The sequence below is a fragment of the Actinokineospora sp. NPDC051303 genome (assembly GCF_055586285.1).
In genome coordinates, this window is record NZ_JBVJIN010000011.1 from 96,584 (window position 1) to 111,479 (window position 14,896).

Consider the following 14,896-nt stretch of genomic DNA (forward strand, 5'->3'; position numbering starts at 1 on the left):
CAGCCACTGTCCGATATGGTCAGTCCGGCGGACGGCCGGATGTCGCGAAGGACACCGCGACGCGGGTGGTCGTGGCTGCGCCATTCGGGCGAGTCCGCCGCTTACCAGCAGTGCTCCGAGTGGCTCATCGGGCGATTCTGGGGCATCAACAGGTGAATATGGTGGCGTCACGGCCATCGCTGGGTTACACCTGGATAGTGCACGAGGTTCTCGACGAGCTGGGCGTCCGCTCGGATCTGCTCGCCCCCCAACAGCTGAGCGATCTCGACGAACTCGGCTACTGCCGCTTCGACGGCTTCCTCACCGGCGACCAGGTCGACGCCGCGCTGGGAGAGATCGAGGCGCTGCTGCGGGTCGGCGGCAGGCAGGGCGGCACACTACACCTCAAGGGGCTGCTGGAGGCGGGCAAGATGTTCGACCCGCTGTGGCTGCGCCCGACCCTGCTGGCCGCGGTCCGGCACCTGCTCGGGCCGGAGTTCCGCATCAGCGAGATGCACTACCGCGCGGGCAAACCCGACCACGGCGGCCAAGCCCTGCACATGGACACCCCGGAACGGGCCGAGCCGGGCCGCTGGCAAGTGTGCAACGCCATCGTCGCCCTCACCGCCTTCACCCCGGAAAACGGCGCCACCCGCGTCGTCCCCGGCTCGCACCTCGACTACGGGTTCGTCCCGCCCAAGGGCCACGAGGACCACCCCGACCAGGCGCTCCTGCTCGGCCCCGCGGGCACGGCGTGGCTGTTCAACTCCCACCTGTGGCACTCCGGCACGGTGAACCGCTCCCGCGCCACCCGCCACGCCGTCCTCACCGGCTTCCACCGCCGCGGCGGCGGCATGGCACTGCTCGACCGCCAACCATCGGACACGACCATCGAACGACTCGGCAGCGCGGCATACCTGCTGATGTGAACAGGGCCTGTGGATAACTCCGAACACGTGGTCGAGAATCGTGCCATGGTGTGCGTGTCACCCCGATCCACCAGCGGCGATACCCATCGAACAAGGAGACAGCATGGCCCTCGACACCCGGTTCTCACGACCTTTGCTGAGCATGACCGACGCGGCACGGCACCTCGGCATCCCGCAGCGGACCTTCCATAGGTGGGCACGCGGATACGAACGTGCGGGCCCCCTGCTCCACCTGCCAGACCCTGCCACACCCCGGCAGGCCGCGGTGCCGTTCATCGCCATGGCAGAGGCCTGGGTGTTGGAAGGCCTACGGAAGGCGGGTGTGCGGCCTCAGCGCATCCGCCCGGCGCTCGAACGCCTGCAGCGCGAGTTCGGACGAGAACACGTGCTGGTCTCCCCCGCGCTTGTCACCGACGGAATCTCAGTCCTGTGGGATTTCTCCCGTACCGAGGAGGGCACCGGCCTCATCGAAGGGAGAATGGGACAGACCGTGTTGCGCGAGATCGTGCAGGACTACCTGCAGTACGTGGCGTTCGCCGACGACGGCTATCCATCGGCCCTGACCCTCAAGCCATTCGAGCCGTCAAAGGTCGTCATGGACCCTTACCGGTCATCAGGTCAGCCAGTGTTCGCCGGATCAGGCGCCAAAGTGTCGAACGTGGCGGCGATGCTGAAGGCAGGTGAAGAACCTGAAGTCGTCGCAGAGGAACACGGAGTCGACATCGATGCCGTCCGGGCCGCCGCCCGCGTCCTCTTGGGCCGAGCCGCTTGAGTTCTACTGCGACGAGAACGCTGTCACACGGACGGTCCGCCGATTGCTCGTCGATCTCGGCTACCAGGTGCACACACCCCCTGAGGTGTTCGGCACTCGCGCGGACTCGCTCGGCGCCGAGGATACGGAATGGCTAGCCAAGATCACAGGAAGTGGCTGGGTGGTACTCAATCGTGATGCGCGTATCATGCAACGCACCGCGGAATTGGAGGCATACATCGCGGCGAAAGTACACATGTTCTACCTGCCGGGCGAAGCGACGAGAGACGACCTCAAACACCTGATTGAAACCAACCTTCGAGATATTCTGACATTTTCTTCGGAGCGGAAGCCGGGAGTTTGGCGGGTGACCAGACCAGGCGTTGTCCCGTTTGTCCGCCATCGCAAGAGCCGCGAACGAAAGGAGAAATAGTTCCGGAAGCGACATGAATCGTTGGGCGGGGCTCGGGCGCACGGTTTTGCCGCCGTTCACCGTATAACGCGCTCGCAGGGGCGGAAGTCACCCCTGGGTGTCAGCGGTGGCGTCGCGCTCTCGGTCGGGGCGCGGTCGCGTGAGGTGCGATGGGGGTGTGGGTTGGTGACTCGGTCATGCCAAGAGCCTGGGGCCGACCCCCGTCGGCCCCAGGCTTCTAGCGGTCGGTTATTCGGTGCGTAGGGCGTCGAGGCGGGTGGCGCTGCGTAGGAAGGGGAGGGTCAGCAGGGACACGAGCAAACCCAGGACGGCCGCCGCCGCCGTCATGATCGCCACGCCGGGCCAGTCGACTCGGAGGGGGTCGGCGGACAGGTTGGTGATCAGGGTGGCCAGGCCGATGCCCGCGGGGACCGCCACCGCGACGCCGAGGGCGATGGGGATGGCGATCTGCCAGAGCAGCGACCTCGCCAGCGCGCCGGTGGGCACGCCGCTCGCGGCGAGGATGGCCAAGGGGCGCCTACGTTCGCGGATGTGTTCCAGGGCCAGGACCAGCAGGCTGATGCCCGCCAGCAGCAGGGTGAACACCGACCCGATCAGCAGGCCGCCGCGGATGGACAGGTAGGTCTGCTGGTCCTTGGTGAGCGGTGCGGCGTATTCGGTGTAGGTCGTCGCCTGCCACCGCAGCGGTTGGAGGGCGGTGCGGACGAGGTCCGCGGCCTGGGGGACGGACCGGTCGAGTTGGACTCGGATGTCCTTGGCGGTCGGGGGCAGGTCGGGGAGAGCGCCGGGGGTGACGAGCAGACCGCCGACGTCGAAGCGCTCGACGGTGGCGGGTGGGAGCCGCCGGGTGGTGGTCGGATACCGCCACTCGGCCAGCACTCGGGGTTCGACGTTCTCGCCGTAGTCGACCACGCGCAGCGTGCGGCCGGGAAGGAAGCCGTCCGCCTCCGGTGTCGCCTGGTGCGAGCTGAACACTTGGCCGTCGACGCAATCGGTGATCCCGTAGACGGCTCGGATCGTGTCGCAGTCGGCGATCCCGAGGGAGGAGCCGCTTTGCCCGCCGTCGAACTCGACGGTGACGGTCTCGACAGACCTCGACGCCGTGACGCCCTCGGCGTTCTTGAGGATGCGTTCGGCCTCGTCCGCGACCTCCGGCTCGGCGTAAACAGTCATGATCGAGTCGGACGGCGCGCGCTGGTCGTCGGGCACGCCGAAGGCCGACGCCTGGGTCAGCAGCAGGGCCTGCAGGGCGATCGCACCCGCGAGGACCACCGCCACCCCGCCCACGACCCGGGCGGACGTGCCGCTGTCGAGCTGAAGCCTGCGGATCGCCAGCTGCCAGGACGACGGGCCGCCGCGCAGACGGCTTACCGAGCGCTCCACCACGTACGGCAGCAGGACGGGCACGCCCACCAGGATCAGCGTCGCGCCCGCCGCGACGCTGTACGACCACAGCTGGCTGTTGGCGCTCACCCCGCCGTGCCAGACCAACAGCGCCACGCCGAGCGCGACCACCGCGACCCGCCACACGACGCGCCTGCGGACCGGCATGCCGCGCCGGACGACGCCGAGCGGCTCGACAATCGTGCGGCGCATCGCGAACTGCGCGGTCAGCACCGCCAAGACCGGAATGGACAGGAACACGAGCACCGCGAGCCACCAGCTCGGCACGATGTCGGACGAGTGCGCGCTGACGCCCATCAACCGCACGCCGTCCGCCAGTTCCCGGCCGAGCAGGAACAGCCCAACCCCCAGCACCAGCCCGGCGAGCGCGCTCACCAGGGTCTCGGCGGCGGCGATCCGGCGCACCTGCCCGGTGTCCGAGCCGACCAACCGCAACGCGGAGAGCCGCCGGTCGCGTTCCGCGCCCGCGATCCGGGTGCTGGACGCGACGAAGATGAAGACCGGCACCAGCAGCGCGACCGTGCCCAGCAGCACGAGCAGCAGCAACCCCGGGTCCATGACCCCGGCACCGGTCGCGGGAGAACCGAAGGCGTAGGCCTTCGTCGGGGCGTCCCGGCCCGCGGGTCCGGCCCCGGTGTACAGCAGCAGCGTGGTCGGCTCCAGCACCACCGCGTCGCTCAGGGTGGCCACGATCCGCTGCGGGAACCGCTCACGCAGCAGCGCGTTGGCCGGGTCGCTGAGCTGTTCGGCCAGGGCGGGCGAGACGTACATCTCGTCCTCGCCGGGCAGCGCCGCGACCCCGGGCGGTTTCGGCGATGTCGGGCCGTCACCGAGGAGGTAGACGACCTCGATGCGCTCGCCGTTGAACTCCGAGCTGGTCTGCGCGTAGTAGGTCGGCGCGACACCCTCCACGGCCGTCTCGACGGGGACTTTCGCGTATCTGCGCTGGTCGCGGGAGTCGAGCACGGAATCGACCGACGAGGCGAGCAGCAGCACGGCCACCGCGATGCCCACGCCGGTCGCGCTGAGCACGAACCGCGCCAACGAGGTCCGACCGCCCCCGACGGCCAGTCGGACCCCGATGGCGAGGTCGTTGAGCCAGGCCCTCACTGGACCAGCTCCACCTGGCGGGTCTTCCCGTCCCGCACCACGACCTCGCGGTCGGAGTACGCGGCCACCCGGGGTTCGTGGGTGACCAGGACGATGGCCGCGCCGGTCTCCTTCGCGGTGCTTACCAGCAGCCGCATTACCTGCTCGCCGTTGAGCGAGTCGAGAGCGCCCGTCGGCTCGTCGGCGAAGACGACCTTGGGGCTGGTGACCAGGGCGCGGGCGACCGCCACCCGCTGCCCCTGGCCGCCGGAGACCTCGCCGGGGCGCTGGTCGGCGACGCCGTCGACCTCCAGCCTGCCCAGCCACTCTCGGGCCGTGGTTTCCGCAGCCTTGCGCCGGACTCCGCTCAACCGCAGCGGCAGCGCCACGTTCTCCAGGCAGGTCAGTTCGGGCACAAGCTGGCCGAACTGAAAAACGAAGCCGAACTCGCCGCGCCGCAGGGCGCTGCGCTCGCGGTCGGACATCGCCGACAGGTCCCGTCCCTGGAACACCACCGCGCCCGATTCCGGTGTGATGATGCCCGCGAGGCAGTGCAGCAGCGTCGACTTGCCCGAGCCCGACGGCCCCATGACCGCGACGATCTCGCCGCGACGGACGCTCATACTCGCGCCGTCGAGAGCGGGAGTCGCACCGAAGCTCTTACGCAAGTCAGTGCCGCTCAGCAGGACGTCGGTCATGACGTCACCTGCTTACCGAGTTCCGACAGACGTGCCGTGGTCAGCTCCAGCCAGCGCAGGTCGGCTTCGAGGTGGAACAGCGCGTGGTCGCAGATGAGCTGGTCGGCGAGGTCGCCGTCGCGTTTGCGCGCGGTCAGCTCGCGCATCGCCTTGAGGTGCGCGACACGCTGGGCGTCGAGCACGTCTTCCGCGCTGCGGCCGGACATAAGCGCGAGCACGACCTTGGTGTAGAGCGCGCTCTGCAGATAGATCCGCGGGCTCTCGGGCGTCACGAGCCACGCCGTGACGTCGGTGACCCCGGCGTCGGTGATCGCATAGCGCTTGCGTTCTGGGCCGCCGCCGGGTTCGACACCGCTTTCCTCCACCAATCCGTTGCGCAAGAGCCGCGAGAGTGTCGAGTAGACCTGCCCGTAGGCGAGTGGCCGGTCGTGCCCGAAGTGCTCGTCGTAGACGCGTTTGAGGTCGTAGCCATGCCTCGGGCCGGTCTCCAGCAGCCCGAGCAGAGCGTGTCCGATTGACATGCCTCGAACTGTACAGCATGTGTATACACATCGCGAATAGCCTGTTGAGCTGGCCGAATACCTCAGCAGGCGCAGAGGCAGAACGGGTGCCCGGCCGGGTCGGCGTAGACCCGGAACGTTTCCGGCTTGTCGTCAAGCAGACGGGCGCCGAGGCCGATGGCGCGCTCATGCGCGGCCTCCAGGTCGGCCACCGCGAGGTCGAGGTGCAGCATCTGCGGCCGCTCGGCGGCGGGCCAGGTCGGCGGCAGGTAGTCCGCGGCCCGCTGGAAGTCGATGCGGCCGCTGTCGCCCTTGATCGAGGCCCAGGAGTTGTCCTCGGCGGGCTCCGGGTCCTCCGGCCACTCCAGCAGGCTCGCGTAGAAGCGGGACAGGGCGAGCGGGTCGGGGCAGTCGAGCACGATCGCGCCCAAGGTCGGCACAGCGTTGGTCATGTCGCTCCTTCGATCGAGTAACCAGTGATTCGAGTATGCAAGTTACGATCCGCCGCGACAACCGGTATCCGACCTACAGTGGTGTCGTGAGCACTGTCGAAGTGAGCACGACGCACGACGTGGAGCTGGTTCTCGACTTCCTCAACACGATCGACTTCGAGAAACGCGCCGACGTGCTCGACGACCCCCTGCTGTGGCGCGCCTGGCAAGCCGAACGCCGCCTCGTCCCCGCCGACGACCTCGCCCGGGTCCGCGCCGTGCGCGCGGGACTGCGCGCCGCGGTGGGCGGGCCCCCGGCGCCGCCGCCGCCCCCGGTTTCGATCACGGTCGAGCTGGTGAACGGCGCGCCGAGACTGGTGTCCGCCGACGTCACCGGGGCCGTCCTGGCCGCGGCGGCCCGGCTCGCCGTGCTGGACGAGTGGGGCCGGATGAAAATCTGCCCGGCCGACGAGTGCCAGTGGGCGTTCTTCGACCGCTCCCGCAACCGGTCACGGACATGGTGCTCGATGCGGGTGTGCGGCAACCGGGAGAAGGCGCGGGCCTGGCGGGAGCGCGCGAAGCTCAGCTCATGAGCTGCGCGGCGGTGTAGATCAGCAGCCCGGCGAGCGCGCCGACCACGGTGCCGTTGATCCGGATGAACTGCAGGTCCCGGCCAACCTGCAACTCGATCTTGCGCGCGGTCTCGTCCGCGTCCCAGCGCGCGACGGTGTCGGTGATCAGCGTGGTGATCTCGGCGCGGTAGTTCAGCACGACGTAGGCCGCCGCGCCCTCGACCCAGCTGTCCGCCTTCGCGCGCAGGGACTCGTCCGAGCGCAGCCGCTCGCCAAGGGTCATCAGCCCCGCGCGCACCCGCGTGCGCAGCTCGCTGGACGGGTCTTCCGCGGAGTCGAGCAGCATCTTCTTCGCCGTCGCCCACGCCGAGCCGATCAGGTTCTGCACCTCCGGGTGCTCCAGCACCTGGTGCTTGACCTGCTCGGCGCGCGCCATGACCTTCGGGTCGTCGCGCAGGTCTCCGGCGAACTCGCCGAGGAACTTGTCCAGCGCGAGCCGCATCGGGTGGTTCACGTCGGTCTTGACGTTCCACGCGAACGACAGCACCTCGCCGTAGACCTTGTCGGCGACAAGAGCGTCCAGGAACTTCGGCGACCACGACGGCGACCGCCCGGACACGACCCCCATGACCTGGGTGTAGTTGTCCTTGACCCACTCGTAGGCCCGGTCGCACATGAGGTCGACCAGCTTGTGGTGCGAGCCGTCCTCGATCACCCGGCCGAGCAGCTTGCCCAGCGGCGGGCCCCACGGCACGTCCACGATCCGCGACACCACGGCCTGCTCCATGACGGCCTGCACGTCCTCGTCGCGCAGGACGGTGACCGCGCCGCGCATGACCGTGGCCAGCTCGGAGGTGACCCGCTCGGCGTTCTCCCGCTCGGCCAGCCACCCGCCCAGCCGGGCCGCGACGCCGACCCGGCGAAGACGGTCGCGGACAACGTTCTCGGACAGGAAGTTCGTGCCGACGAAGTCGCCCAGGCTGTTGCCGAGCACGTCCTTCTTGTTCGGGATGATCGCGGTGTGCGGGATCGGCAGGCCAAGCGGACGGCGGAACAGCGCGGTCACCGCGAACCAGTCGGCCAGCGCGCCGACCATGCCCGCCTCCGCGGCGGCCTTGACGTAGCCGACCCAGCCCGGCGCGCCGGACGACTGCCAGATCGTCGTCAGCACGAAGATGACCGTCGCGCCGCCGAGGAAGCCCAGCGCGACCAGCTTCATCTTGCGCAGGGCGCGCCGCTTCGCCGCCTCGCCGGGAACCGGTGTCAGTTGCTCCACGGTGCCATTCTCCGTGAGGATGCTGTCCCGTGCCCCGAACCTCCCTGGTGCCGCGTCTGCGGCCGTTCACCTCGACGATCTTCGCGGAGATGACCGCGCTGGCCGTGCGCACCGGAGCGGTGAATCTCGGCCAGGGCTTCCCGGACACCGACGGCCCGCCCGGAATGCTTGCCGCGGCGCAGGAAGCGATCGGATCGGGGATCAACCAGTACCCGCCGGGCCCCGGCCGCCCGGAGCTGCGCGCGGCCATCGCGGAGAGCCGCGCCCGGTACGGGACCGCGTTCGATCCGGACACCGAGATCCTGGTCACCGTGGGCGCCACCGAGGCCATCGCGGCGTCGCTGCTGGCGTTGGTGGAGACCGGTGACGAGGTGATCCTGTTCGAGCCGTACTACGACTCTTACGCCGCGTCGGTGGCCATGGCCGGGGCTACCCGCAAGGTCGTCTCGCTCGCCGAGGAACCGTCAGGCCGCTTCGGCCTCGGCGTCGACGCGCTGCGCGCCGCGATCACGCCGCGCACCCGGGTCATCCTGGTCAACACCCCGCACAACCCCACCGGCACCGTCCTGACCCGCGCCGAGCTCGACGCCGTCGCGGCGGTCTGCGTCGAGCACGACCTGGTCGCCATCACCGACGAGGTCTACGAAGACCTGCTGTTCGACGGCCGCGCCCACGTCCCGCTGGGGTCGCTGCCGGGCATGGCCGAGCGGACGCTGACCATCTCCAGCGCGGGCAAGAGCTTCAACTGCACCGGCTGGAAGATCGGCTGGGTCTGCGGCCCGGCCGACCTGGTGGCCGCGGTGCGCGCGGCCAAGCAGTTCCTGACGTTCGTGGGCGGCGCGCCGTTCCAGCCCGCGGTGGCCCACGCCCTGCGCGCGGAGTCGGCGTGGGTGGCCGGGCTGCGCGACTCGCTGGCGGACAAGCGGACCCGGCTGTCGACGGGCCTGGCCGATGCGGGTTTCGGGGTGCGAGCGGCCGAGGGCACCTACTTCATCTGCGCCGACGTCCGCCCTCTCGGCTTCACCGACGGCCTCCAGTTCTGCCGTGACCTCCCGGAGCGGGCCGGGGTGGCCGCCGTGCCGGTCCAGGTCTTCACCGACGACCCCGACCGCTGGCGCCACCTCGTCCGCTTCGCCTTCTGCAAGCGCGACGACGTCCTCGACGAGGCCATCGCCCGCCTGCGCGGACTCGCCTGAGATCACTCCTTCGAGCGGCACGCGGAGCCCGATCTCCCACGCCTCCGTCTGACCGGCCGGAGGGGGACGAGCGAGGGAGGGCACATGTCGGTCGAGTCCGCGGCGGAACTGATCCGCCGGGCTGTCGACGGCGACCAGGACGCCTGGCGAGCGCTGGTGGACCGCTATTCGGACATGGTGTGGCGGGTCGCGCGAGCGCACCGGCTCGACCACGCCGACGCCGCCGACGTCAGCCAGAACACGTGGGTGGCGCTGGCCGAGCACATCACCGAGCTGCGCGCGCCGGAGCGGGTGGCCGCCTGGCTGTCCACGACGGCGCGCCGGGAGAGCCTACGCGTGCTCGCGCACCGCGGCCGCGAGGTGCGGGCCGCGGTGTGGCCGGACCACGCGGACACCGCGCAGGAGGACCGCTGGCCCGAGGCCACGGCGCTGCGCGGGGCGCGCGACGACACGCTGTGGCGGGCGTTCGCGGCGTTGCCGGGGCGCTGCCGGGAGCTGCTCGGCCTGCTGGCGTTCGCCCCGGAGCTGAGCTACGCGCAGCTCGGGCGGGCGCTGGGACTGGCCACCAGCAGCGTCGGCACCACCCGCGGCCGGTGCCTGGACGCGCTGCGCCGCAAGGTCACCGCGCTGGGCCTGCCGAGGGAGGCGGCGGGATGACCGACGCCGACCTGCTCGCCGACCTGGCCGACCTGCTGGATCGCCTCGACCCGCCGCCGCCCCGGGTGCGCGTGGCGGCCGTGCTCGCCGGGGCCTTTGTCGGCGTGGACTGGGACCTGCTCGACCTCGTCCCCCAGCCGTGCGCCGCGGTCCGCGGCGGCGGCGCGGTGTTTCGGCGCGGCGACGACGTGCTGATCGAACTCGGCGCCCGGGTCACCGGCCTGGTCTCGCCTCAGCTGGGCGTCGCGCACGCCGAGATCCACTCGCGGGAGGGCGCGCGGGTGCTGCCGGTGGACGAGGTGGGCTGCTTCTCCGGCGACCTGCCGTCCGGCCGCGTCCGGGTCGTGCTGCGCCGCCCCGGCGGGACGCCGCTGGTGTCGCCGTGGCTGCGGTGACCTGGGCGGCCCGGCACGCCGAGGCCGTCGACCTGCAAGATCGCGGCGAGCCGCTGCGGGCTCGGGCGGCGGCTTCGGCCGCGGTGGGCATCGCCGGTTCGGCCACGCAGCGGGCCGAGTCGCAGCTGGTCCTGGCGTGGGTGTCGCACCAGCTCGGTGACCGGGAGACCAGCGCCGGGCTGATCGCGCTTGCCCGTCCCGCGCTTACCGAAAAGTCGAGAGCGCGCGCCGACTGCCTTACCGGGCTCATCTTGTGCCAAGACGGTGAACACGAAGCTGCTCTACCGATTCTCGACACGGCTGTCGACGGTCTTGCCGAGGACCCGCACTGGCAGGCGAACGCTCTGGTGGGTCTGGGTGTCGCCGCCGCTTACCTGCGCCGGCTCACCGTCGCCGACGCGGCTCTATCCCGGGCGCACACCCTCTACACAGGACTCGGAGAGCACGAGCGGGCGGCCACCTGCAAGCACAACCAGGGGTTCGTCGCCGCCGAGTCCGGCGACCTGACCGCCGCGCTGGCCCACTACGCCGCCGCGGGCGTCGACGAGCGGCGCAGGCCGGAGGCGCTGGTGGACCGGGCGAGCGCGCTGCTGCGAGCCGGGCTCGTCCGGGAGGCGGGAGCCGATCTGGCCAAGGCGGGCGCGCTGCTCGGCGCGGCCGGTCGTGGCCCCGCGTTCGCCGAGGCGACGCTCGCCCACGGCCTGCGCGCCCTGCGGATGGGCGATCTCCGCGCGGCGCTCGGGTCGGCGCGCAGAGCGGCCGACCTGTTCGCCGGGCGGCCGTCCTGGCTGGCCGCGGCCCACGCGCTCGAACTGCGGACCCGGCTGGCCCTGGGCGAGCGCCCGGAGGGCGTGGCCGAAGCCGCGGCCGCCTGCGAACGCGCGGGGCGGCATGTCGAGGCCGCCGAGTTGCGCCTGGCGGCCGGTCTGCCGGAGCTGGTGCAGAACCGGCGGCACGCGGATATCCCCGCCCTGCGGGCGCTGGGCTGGCTGGCGCGGGCCCGGGTCGCGCCGACCCGGCGGGGCGTCCTGGCCGCGTGCCGCGCAGGCCTGCGGGGGCCGGTTCCCGAACCGGAACGCGCGGACCTGGCCGCGACCGGCCTGGGCGCGGCGGTCGAGAGCGGGCGGGCGCGGACGGTGTTCGGCTGGATCGAGAGACAACGCGCCACTTACCTGCCAGCGGACAGAAGCGAACGCCTATCCGCCGCGCTCGGCACGGCTACCGCACTCTGCTTCTTCGCACACGGCGGACAGTTAGGGGCGGTGTCGGTGTTGTCTGGGCGATGGCGACTGCACTACCTGGGCCCGGAAAGCCAAGTCCACGTCGCCGCCGAATCCCTGCGGCGGGCCGCCGCGCTGACCGCGACCGTCGACCGCTGCGGCGACACGGCCGCGCGCGCCGCCCGGCGACTCGACGCGATGCTGTTCGGCCCGCTCTCGGCCGTGGCGGGCGACCGGCCGCTGGTGATCGTTCCGACGCCCGGCCTGGAAAGCGTGCCGTGGGCCGCGCTGCCCGCCTGCGCCGGGCGACCGGTGGCGGTCACACCGTCGATGGCCTGCTGGCTCGACGCCCGAGCCGTCGAGCCGACCGACACTGCGCCGGTGTGGATCGCCGGGCCGGGGCTGGACCACGCCGAAGCGGAAGTGACCGCGCTGCACGGCGAGCACGGCGGCATCGTGCTCACCGGCTCCTCGGCAACCAAAGACGCGGTGCTGCGCGCGATAGACGGCGCGGACGTGGCGCACATCGCCGCGCACGGCAGGCACCATCCGGACGCGCCGCTGTTCTCCACCCTCGACCTGGCCGACGGCCCGCTCCACGGCCACGACCTGCGCCGCCTGGCCCGGCCGCCCCGGCTGACGGTCCTGTCGTCCTGCGAGTCCGGCCGCGCCATCGCCCTGCCCGCCGCGCTGCTCCAGCGCGGCGCCCGGGCGGTCGTCGCCAGCACCGTCCCGGTGCCGGACGCGGGCGCGGCTGCCCTGGTCAGCGCCCTGCACAAGCACCTCGCGGCCGGGGCAGACACCGCCACGGCCCTCGCCCGAGCCCAGTCGGCCCACGGTCACCTCGGCTTCGTCGCCATCGGCGCGTGAGCCGCGGTGTCAGCTCGCTCGGGTGTCCGCCGCCATCCCGGCCGCAGCGCGGGCCGCCACCACCGCGGCGGCCACCTGGGGCGCGGCGAAGGAGGTGCCGCTCCAGCGGGCCGCGCCGTACTCACGGGTGTCCCCGGTCAGCCGGACATGGCTGCTGACGATGTCCACACCGGGAGCCCAGCGGTCCACCCACGGACCGTGGTTGGAGAACGGGGCGCGCGAACCGTCCGGCGACAGCGCGCCTACCGCGGTCACGGTAGGCAGGGCGGCGGGCCAGAACGGGCGCGTGGTTCCGGTGTTGCCCGCGGCGGCGACCACGGTGGGCCAGTGGGCGAGTTCGCGGGCGAGGACCGGCGGACAGCGGTCGTCCGCGGTGTGGCACCCGGCAGTCAGCAGGAGGACGTCCACCGGGTCGGGGCGAACGGCCGCGAGGCGGCGCGCGCGGCGCAGAGTGGCGGCGACGGTCCGGTCGTCGGTCAAGCCCTGCGACGACAGGACCGGGAACTGGCGCAAAGTCGCGCCGGGGGCGTGCGCCAGGACCACGCCCGCGACGAAGGTGCCGTGGCCCGCCTGCCGGTCGGGCACGCGGTCGTGGTCGGCGTCGAGGACCTCCAGGTCCCACCGGCCGAACCACCGGCGGCCGACGAACCAGGGATGCGGGTCGATGCCGGTGTCGAGCATCAGGACCGTGACCGGCGGGTCCCAGCTCACCCGGGGCGGCTCGGGCGGCAGCGGCGCGGGCGCGGGCGCCGCGCCGGTCCCGTGCAGGATCGGGGCGCCGACCAGGACGGTGTGGACGTGGTTGGCCGAGACCGGCACCAGGTCAGCCACGTCCGCCGCGATCCGCACGCAGTCGGCCGCCGCCCCGGGCCGCAGGCGCAGGGTGGCGTGCTCGGCCGGGTCCACCGCCTCGATCCAGCGATCCAGCGCGCGGACGGCCCGGTCCAGGTCGTCACGGGGAACGAGCAGCTGACCGCGCCGGACCAGGCACTCCGCCGGGCCGCCGGGATCGTGCAGGACCAGGTCCGGGCTGCGGTCGGCGAGGTCCGCCAGGGCGTCCTGGGCGCGTTCAGTGTGCACTCGAACACGGTGTGCCCGAATCGGTGTACTCGCCCGCTAAGAACGGGCAATATCACCCAGTCCAGCGGTTTCCACTGTCGGTGATCATCCTCGGCGGTCGGCGCGCTCACGCGGCGCCGTCACCGTCTTTCCGGGTGGAACGCGCGCGGTTAGGGTGCAGAAGCACGACCGGGTACTGGATAGTGGCCTGGTCACACTGGCTGGTGGGAGTTCGACAACGTGACCGGATGGTGGGTGAGAACGTGACTCGGTCCTCGGACGCGTCGCGCGCCCTGCTCCGGCTCGCCGTCGTGGCGGGGACACTGCTGGCCGCCTGGGTCGTGGGAGTCCTGCTCGCGGGCTCGGCCAGCGCCCAGACCTCCGAGCCAACCACCCCCCAGCCCGAGGCCGAGACCAGCGGCCTGTTCGGCCTCTTCGACGCCGCGCTGCCCGGGCTCACCAGCCCGGTGATGCCGCTGACCAACGGAATCATGGACACCGTCACCGACGTGACCGAGGACGTCCTCGACACCGTCGGCCCGGTGCTGCACCTACCGACCCCCGAGCCGATCCGCCTGCCGCCGATCTCGCTGCCGAAGCCGCCCGTGCCGCCGCTCCCGACGCCGGACTGGTCGTTGCCCGACTGGTCGGCGCCCGAGTGGCCCCGGCCGGACTGGCCCGCGGCGGACTGGCCGCGGCCGGACGCGTCGGTCCCCGCGGCGCCGCTTCCGCAGGTGGTCGACCTGCCCGAGACCGTTCCCGCCGCGAAGATCGCGCCCGAACCGGTCGCCACGCCAGAGCCCGCGCCGGTCGCGGCGACGCCGCCGGTCGCGGTGGTACCGGTGGTCGAGGAGCCTGCCGTCGTGGCGCACCGGCCCGCGCCGCGCGTCCAGCCGCGGCAGGACGCCGCGACGGTCGTCGCCGACGGCCCCAAAGCCGAACCGGTCGACGCGCCCGCCGCTCCGCGCACGCCGCCCGCGCCGGTCGCGCCCGCCGCGCCCGGACCCACCGCGTCGGCCGCCAGCGACGGCGGCGGCCTCGCCCGCGCCCTGCACGGCGTGCTCACCGCTCGCGCCCACCTCGCCCCGCCCGCCCGGTCGGGCGTCGCCGTGGCCGCGGAGTTCGACCCACCCGGCGATGTCGCCGGGGTCCACGCGTCGACCCCTGACTGACGCCACGGCCCGCTAAGACGGGACCGGTCTGCCCATCTCCACCCGCGTGTATTTCGGCGCGTGAGTCGTTCCTGGGGAACCCCATTGACCATCTCCATACCCGATCTGCCGACCGCGCCCGGTCAGATCGGGACCTGGCCCCGGGGGGGGGGGGGGGGGGGGGGGGGGGGGGGGGTCCCCTTGCGGTGTTTGCTTTTGGGAAGGACAGGGGGGGGGGGGGAGGGGGGGGAGGGGAAGGGGGGGGGGGGGGGGGGGGGGGGGCGAG

15 protein-coding genes are annotated in these 14,896 nt (G+C 72.2%); 9 read left to right on the forward strand and 6 right to left on the reverse strand.

What is annotated here, in order from left to right; genetic code table 11:
* Nucleotides 1-197 precede the first annotated feature (197 nt).
* From ACZ6SD_RS11500 to ACZ6SD_RS11510, 3 genes are all read left to right on the forward strand, one after another.
* Nucleotides 198-908 (forward strand): phytanoyl-CoA dioxygenase family protein, encoded by a 711-nt coding sequence (locus tag ACZ6SD_RS11500; RefSeq protein ID WP_465316836.1) that lies wholly within the window; start codon nt 198-200, stop codon nt 906-908.
* 103 nt (nt 909-1,011) lie between these two features.
* Nucleotides 1,012-1,680 carry a DUF433 domain-containing protein gene (locus tag ACZ6SD_RS11505; protein ID WP_465316837.1) on the forward strand — a complete coding sequence of 223 codons (669 nt, stop codon included), beginning with the start codon at nt 1,012-1,014 and terminating at the stop codon, nt 1,678-1,680.
* Nucleotides 1,634-2,092, forward strand: a complete 459-nt coding sequence (locus ACZ6SD_RS11510) for a PIN-like domain-containing protein (protein WP_465316838.1) — start codon at nt 1,634-1,636, stop codon at nt 2,090-2,092. Before ACZ6SD_RS11505 ends, ACZ6SD_RS11510 begins: the two co-directional genes overlap by 47 nt.
* Before the next feature lie 228 nt (nt 2,093-2,320).
* Here ACZ6SD_RS11510 and ACZ6SD_RS11515 read toward each other — a convergent pair whose 3' ends face one another.
* The 4 genes from ACZ6SD_RS11515 to ACZ6SD_RS11530 form a co-directional block, all read right to left on the reverse strand.
* Nucleotides 2,321-4,606, reverse strand: coding sequence for an FtsX-like permease family protein (locus ACZ6SD_RS11515; protein WP_465316839.1), 2,286 nt, complete (start codon nt 4,604-4,606; stop codon nt 2,321-2,323).
* Nucleotides 4,603-5,283, reverse strand: coding sequence for an ABC transporter ATP-binding protein (locus ACZ6SD_RS11520; RefSeq protein ID WP_465316840.1), 681 nt, complete (start codon nt 5,281-5,283; stop codon nt 4,603-4,605). Before ACZ6SD_RS11520 ends, ACZ6SD_RS11515 begins: the two co-directional genes overlap by 4 nt.
* Complete coding sequence (locus ACZ6SD_RS11525) at nt 5,280-5,804, reverse strand: PadR family transcriptional regulator (protein WP_465316841.1); 525 nt, start codon at nt 5,802-5,804, stop codon at nt 5,280-5,282. The genes ACZ6SD_RS11520 and ACZ6SD_RS11525 overlap by 4 nt, the downstream gene beginning before the upstream one ends.
* A 62-nt stretch (nt 5,805-5,866) precedes the next feature.
* Nucleotides 5,867-6,235: a VOC family protein gene (locus ACZ6SD_RS11530; RefSeq protein WP_465316842.1), complete on the reverse strand. Its 369-nt coding sequence runs from the start codon at nt 6,233-6,235 to the stop codon at nt 5,867-5,869.
* Nucleotides 6,236-6,321: 86 nt separating this feature from the next.
* On the opposite strand from ACZ6SD_RS11530, the gene ACZ6SD_RS11535 reads away from it, so the two are divergent.
* Nucleotides 6,322-6,807, forward strand: a complete 486-nt coding sequence (locus ACZ6SD_RS11535) for a CGNR zinc finger domain-containing protein (protein WP_465316843.1) — start codon at nt 6,322-6,324, stop codon at nt 6,805-6,807.
* On the opposite strand, the gene ACZ6SD_RS11540 is transcribed toward ACZ6SD_RS11535, so the two are convergent.
* Nucleotides 6,797-8,005, reverse strand: coding sequence for a DUF445 domain-containing protein (locus ACZ6SD_RS11540; protein WP_465316906.1), 1,209 nt, complete (start codon nt 8,003-8,005; stop codon nt 6,797-6,799). The genes ACZ6SD_RS11535 and ACZ6SD_RS11540 overlap by 11 nt on opposite strands.
* Before the next feature lie 146 nt (nt 8,006-8,151).
* Here ACZ6SD_RS11540 and ACZ6SD_RS11545 point away from each other — a divergent pair, with 146 nt between their 5' ends.
* From ACZ6SD_RS11545 to ACZ6SD_RS11560, 4 genes are all read left to right on the forward strand, one after another.
* Nucleotides 8,152-9,258, forward strand: a complete 1,107-nt coding sequence (locus tag ACZ6SD_RS11545; protein WP_465316907.1) for a pyridoxal phosphate-dependent aminotransferase — start codon at nt 8,152-8,154, stop codon at nt 9,256-9,258.
* Between the two features lie 84 nt (nt 9,259-9,342).
* A complete protein-coding gene (locus ACZ6SD_RS11550) occupies nt 9,343-9,915 on the forward strand; it encodes an RNA polymerase sigma factor (RefSeq protein ID WP_465316844.1) in 573 nt (190 codons plus the stop codon).
* On the forward strand, nt 9,912-10,310 hold the full coding sequence (locus ACZ6SD_RS11555) for a hypothetical protein (protein ID WP_465316845.1): 399 nt from the start codon (nt 9,912-9,914) through the stop codon (nt 10,308-10,310). The genes ACZ6SD_RS11550 and ACZ6SD_RS11555 overlap by 4 nt, the downstream gene beginning before the upstream one ends.
* Nucleotides 10,298-12,400 (forward strand): CHAT domain-containing protein, encoded by a 2,103-nt coding sequence (locus ACZ6SD_RS11560; RefSeq protein WP_465316846.1) that lies wholly within the window; start codon nt 10,298-10,300, stop codon nt 12,398-12,400. The genes ACZ6SD_RS11555 and ACZ6SD_RS11560 overlap by 13 nt, the downstream gene beginning before the upstream one ends.
* A 9-nt stretch (nt 12,401-12,409) precedes the next feature.
* Here the strand turns inward: ACZ6SD_RS11560 and ACZ6SD_RS11565 are convergent, their stop codons facing one another.
* Complete coding sequence (locus ACZ6SD_RS11565) at nt 12,410-13,480, reverse strand: S8 family peptidase (protein WP_465316847.1); 1,071 nt, start codon at nt 13,478-13,480, stop codon at nt 12,410-12,412.
* Between the two features lie 242 nt (nt 13,481-13,722).
* Here ACZ6SD_RS11565 and ACZ6SD_RS11570 point away from each other — a divergent pair, with 242 nt between their 5' ends.
* Entirely contained in the window at nt 13,723-14,631 is a 909-nt protein-coding gene (locus tag ACZ6SD_RS11570; protein WP_465316848.1) for a hypothetical protein, read from the forward strand.
* Nucleotides 14,632-14,896: the final 265 nt, after the last annotated feature.

Bases quoted from the DNA above. Each gene is read 5' to 3' on its own strand.
- ACZ6SD_RS11505 (WP_465316837.1), top strand. From the start codon at position 1,012: ATGGCCCTCGACACCCGGTTCTCACGACCTTTGCTGAGCATGACCGAC.
- ACZ6SD_RS11510 (WP_465316838.1), top strand. From the start codon at position 1,634: ATGCCGTCCGGGCCGCCGCCCGCGTCCTCTTGGGCCGAGCCGCTTGAG.
- ACZ6SD_RS11520 (WP_465316840.1), bottom strand. From the start codon at position 5,283: ATGACCGACGTCCTGCTGAGCGGCACTGACTTGCGTAAGAGCTTCGGT.
- ACZ6SD_RS11525 (WP_465316841.1), bottom strand. From the start codon at position 5,804: ATGTCAATCGGACACGCTCTGCTCGGGCTGCTGGAGACCGGCCCGAGG.
- ACZ6SD_RS11530 (WP_465316842.1), bottom strand. From the start codon at position 6,235: ATGACCAACGCTGTGCCGACCTTGGGCGCGATCGTGCTCGACTGCCCC.
- ACZ6SD_RS11540 (WP_465316906.1), bottom strand. From the start codon at position 8,005: ATGAAGCTGGTCGCGCTGGGCTTCCTCGGCGGCGCGACGGTCATCTTC.
- ACZ6SD_RS11545 (WP_465316907.1), top strand. From the start codon at position 8,152: ATGACCGCGCTGGCCGTGCGCACCGGAGCGGTGAATCTCGGCCAGGGC.
- ACZ6SD_RS11550 (WP_465316844.1), top strand. From the start codon at position 9,343: ATGTCGGTCGAGTCCGCGGCGGAACTGATCCGCCGGGCTGTCGACGGC.
- ACZ6SD_RS11555 (WP_465316845.1), top strand. From the start codon at position 9,912: ATGACCGACGCCGACCTGCTCGCCGACCTGGCCGACCTGCTGGATCGC.